Origin of the sequence: Nostoc cf. edaphicum LEGE 07299 (assembly GCF_015207245.1) — a bacterium.
In the GTDB taxonomy this organism is placed as follows: Bacteria; Cyanobacteriota; Cyanobacteriia; order Cyanobacteriales; family Nostocaceae; genus Nostoc; species Nostoc edaphicum_B.
Window position 1 is genome coordinate 1 of sequence record NZ_JADEXF010000601.1, and the last position, 3,771, is coordinate 3,771.

The window sequence follows — 3,771 nt, forward strand, 5'->3', positions numbered from 1 at the left end:
GGGATAGACTCTAACATCCAGGTGCGTTGGCGTCCGTGGCTTTCAAAAGCGTGTTGGACAACGCGGATGGGATAGCGACTGGCGATTTCCACAGTGCGATCGCTACTGCATGAATCCACAACAATGATGTCATCTGATAACATCGCCGATTCGATACAAGCAGCAATATCTAGTTCTTCGTTATATGTCAGTATGTAAATTGAGAACATTACTCAAGTTTTATAGCGATTTTACTCAGTGATAATTGTCTTTTTATTGTTATTAGCTATTAGGCGCATGGCAGTATCAGCCGTCAATAATTTTTGGATACTTCTTACTGCCATGCCAATAGTGGATTAGCGTGCAGCAGTTCTAGGTTTACCGCCTTGTACAGCACCACTACCTCTTAGGCTTGTCCAGCCGATGATAATGTAACCAATAGACAATAGCAAACTGCTAATACCAATCCGCAGTCCAGATTTCCAAGCAGTATCTTTAGCTTGTTGGAGTGCGTCGTCTCGGCGCTGCCGAACTTGGCTCAGTTGTTGAGTTTGCAGCGTTTGAACATCTGTTTGTTGTTCGATAGCTTTGTCAAGTACTTGGGGATTTGTTTTAGCCTTCTTCAGTAACTCTTTTATATTTGCGGGAATTTGAGGGCTTTCAATTGCTTGCTTATATTTTTGGTCATCTTTGAGGATTTCACTAAACTGAGCTTTGGTTTGGTTTCGCAGTTGGTCTAGTTGCGCTTTTCCTTGCTCAGTATTTAGTTGTGCTTGCAATTGCGATAACCGAGTGTCCAGTTGAGTTTCTGCCTGAGCTGCTTCTTGGGTGATTCGGTTGAGTGTTTGAGCCTTCGCTTGATTGACGTTATTTAGGTGCAGGGGAAAAATCAGCAAGAACATCAACCCTAAAATACTGGAGATAATCGCGGCGGGAAATCTTAAATCGATACCTTGGGGGCGATCGCTTGCTGGATCGGCGTTCTCAATCCAATAGGCAGCAAACAGAAGCCCCAAACCGACTAGAGGAACAATTCCGCGATCGACAAGCGCTGTTCCCAAATTGATTTGCCATACCCGATCGGTGGGTTGAAAGGGTAACAATAAAATCAAAAAGTCAACGAAAAACGACAAAATGCAGATTATTCCAACTACCTTAAGTGTGAGAGCAGTAGTCACGGAAGTAAAACGGTTAACCATAGTTTTTCAAACTGGCGGTGAATACGAGTGATTTTCATATTTCAAGCTACTTGAATATTGTGCCCATGACTATGACTATTGTGTAAAAACACAAAGCAGATTCGATATTGCTAAAGGCTATCTGCCTCTTGGTTTTCAACTAGGCCACAGTAACATTTGTTATCTCCAGTGTCTTCAGAAAATTCCTGGTATTTTAATATACGAAGTTGATCTAGGACTAGAAGAACAGACTCATTAATTACCCAATCTCCCTGCTTGCAGTTCTCAATCAGTCGTAATATAGACCTTTTATAAGAGTTCACAGATGTGCATCGGTGTCAACTTAAATCGAAACCTTTGCAATGAGGTTGTATAGACTTATCGCCCGATTTGAGCAAGGAAGCAATTATTACTGAGGTCAGATGCTACCATAAGCAATTCAGTTTATACTTGGGCAAAATTTTTGGGAGTATCTCGCTTGCTATACTTACAGTAGTTTTCTTTTGCATAAAGTAGAAAACTACGGGTTTTGAGGCAGGAGTTAGAAACTTTTTATATTGCAAACTCCGGTATTTATACTCTTTCTTGCTAATTCCTAAAAAAATGAGCAAATCCTTACATAATAACTAACAATCAGGTGTGAACTTTACTGGAATCAGTTCGTCGGTGATTTTTGTTAGCAAAAAGAGTGAATTTGAAGGAGTCAGACTCTGAAAGGCTTTGAATTCAAAGGTGTTGAAAAACTTATCGGCCCAATAGCCGCGCTTCTCGGCTTTGTGTATTTGTTGCAATGGTATATTGGAGACTTGCGATCGCCTTCCGATCCCATCTTTGAAAATAAACAGCCGCCTTTGGTGATGAAAGAGGGCGACCCTTATATCCGCGCTTTAATGCGAACCATCTCGGCAAGTGAGGCTAGTGGAAACCGTCCCTATTCGCTGTTATACGGTGGACAGCAAGTCAACGACCTTAGCCGACATCCTGAGATATGCGTCACAATTGTCACAGGCCCCAATACAGGTAATTGTTCTACCGCTGCTGGCAGATATCAAATCATCAACATTACTTGGTATCGTTTAGCTCCTCGTTATCACCCAAAGCCGATGCAGATGATGTTTTGGACTGGTTATAGTTTTGAAGCAGAATATCAAGATGTAGTAGTTTACCGTTGGTTAAATGATTCTAAAGTTTGGGGAGTTGATATTTCTCAACTGTTGCGTCAGGGAAAGATAAATGATGTTTTACGGCGACTCTCTCCTACTTGGACAAGTTTAGGATATGGGATAGAAACTAATTCTGTTAGTAGCTCTTTGCCTAAGGTTTATCAGAAAATGTTGCAAGAAGAATTAACCGCAGCTAAACAACCGACAGCCCCGATGCCACCATCCCCAACTCCTTCTAGCAAGGCAGTAAAGAAGTAGTGAAGTTATCCTAATTTTTAGCTTGCTGCGGATAAAAAAGTTTTGATATTTTCCACAAATGCCAAAGTATTTTCAAAGTGGATATTGTGTGCAGCATTGCTAATTATTTTTATCTGAGCAAATTCACATATTCTAACCATTTCTGTATTAATAGATATAAATTTTTGATCGTATTCACCGACTAGTAAAAGCATGGGAATTGTATTGCATTGTAGCTTTTCCCATAAAGAAGGTTGACATCCAGTACCCATAAAGCGCAGCGATTTATCTAATTCCTGTGGATTGTTCTGCAACCTGCTTTCAACCATGCGAGCGTATTTTGGGTGATTTTTTATACAACCAAAAATCGGTTGATTATACCAATTTGATATAAAAGTGGCAAAATCGCTTTTTTCAAGACTTCTTGTTAATTTTCTGCCTATTTGAGTATCAAGTTTAATGCGTTCTAATCGTTCTGCTTCTGTTGGCAAACCTGGGGAAGCTGACTCTAGAACAACTTTATGAAAGCGTTCTGGAAAATGCAGGGTTAGGTATAAAGCTAATCTTCCACCCATTGAATAACCAACTAAAAAGCATTTGGCAATTTTTAACTCATCTAGTAAGTTGATTAAAGCATGAGCAGTGTTTGCCATTGTATAGTATTTTTCCTCACCCAAAACTTGGGTTTTGCCATGTCCGGGAAGGTCAAGTGTTAAATAGGAAAATTTGTTAAACAGTAATTTTAAGGCTTCATCAAATTCATTAATGTTGCCCATGAAGCCATGCAAAAAAATAATTAGTGGTTTATCTAGAGTGCCAATTAAAGAATAATGAAATTGATAATTTTGAATTTTGAATTTTGAATTCCCCGAAGGGGTTGACATATCTACCTTGCCTTTATCTGTAGGTAAATATCATAAATGTAGCTATTTGACAAGATATTCGTTATACTTGTTTACATGAACAATGATTTAGACTTCAAATCTCCTCAGCTATTTGGTTCTGTTGTTTTCAGACCTGATTTTAATAGCTTTAAGACTATCAATGCTTCCCAAGCTTGGTCTTTATTCTTTACAGGTGGTAGAGAAGACAAAAAACTAGATTCTAACCCTCGAATAGGTCTTTTGTTTACTAGTATTTTGCTAGGTCTTAGTGTTTCTGGGTTCGCCAGCGCACTGATTATCCGGACAATATTTCCTGCTTAAGTGCTTGAC

4 protein-coding genes are annotated in these 3,771 nt (G+C 39.4%); 1 reads left to right on the plus strand and 3 read right to left on the minus strand.

Annotated features, from left to right (window positions below; translation table 11 throughout):
- Both IQ229_RS17540 and hpsJ-B read right to left on the minus strand, forming a co-directional pair.
- Positions 1-209, minus strand: a 209-nt coding sequence (locus tag IQ229_RS17540) for a glycosyltransferase (RefSeq protein WP_194045885.1), incomplete at its 3' end; no start/stop codon positions are given.
- Positions 210-335: 126 nt separating this feature from the next.
- A complete protein-coding gene (gene hpsJ-B, locus IQ229_RS17545) occupies positions 336-1,178 on the minus strand; it encodes a hormogonium polysaccharide biosynthesis protein HpsJ (RefSeq protein WP_194045887.1) in 843 nt (280 codons plus the stop codon).
- 755 nt (positions 1,179-1,933) lie between these two features.
- Here hpsJ-B and IQ229_RS17550 point away from each other — a divergent pair.
- On the plus strand, positions 1,934-2,578 hold the full coding sequence (locus IQ229_RS17550; protein WP_322744008.1) for a glycoside hydrolase family 24 protein: 645 nt from the start codon (positions 1,934-1,936) through the stop codon (positions 2,576-2,578).
- 17 nt (positions 2,579-2,595) lie between these two features.
- On the opposite strand, the gene menH is transcribed toward IQ229_RS17550, so the two are convergent.
- Positions 2,596-3,441: a 2-succinyl-6-hydroxy-2,4-cyclohexadiene-1-carboxylate synthase gene (gene menH, locus IQ229_RS17555; RefSeq protein ID WP_194045889.1), complete on the minus strand. Its 846-nt coding sequence runs from the start codon at positions 3,439-3,441 to the stop codon at positions 2,596-2,598.
- Positions 3,442-3,771: the final 330 nt, after the last annotated feature.

What these genes read in the sequence shown, in the direction of transcription:
- hpsJ-B (WP_194045887.1), bottom strand. Translation starts at nt 1,178, where the DNA reads ATGGTTAACCGTTTTACTTCCGTGACTACTGCTCTCACACTTAAGGTA.
- menH (WP_194045889.1), bottom strand. Translation starts at nt 3,441, where the DNA reads ATGTCAACCCCTTCGGGGAATTCAAAATTCAAAATTCAAAATTATCAA.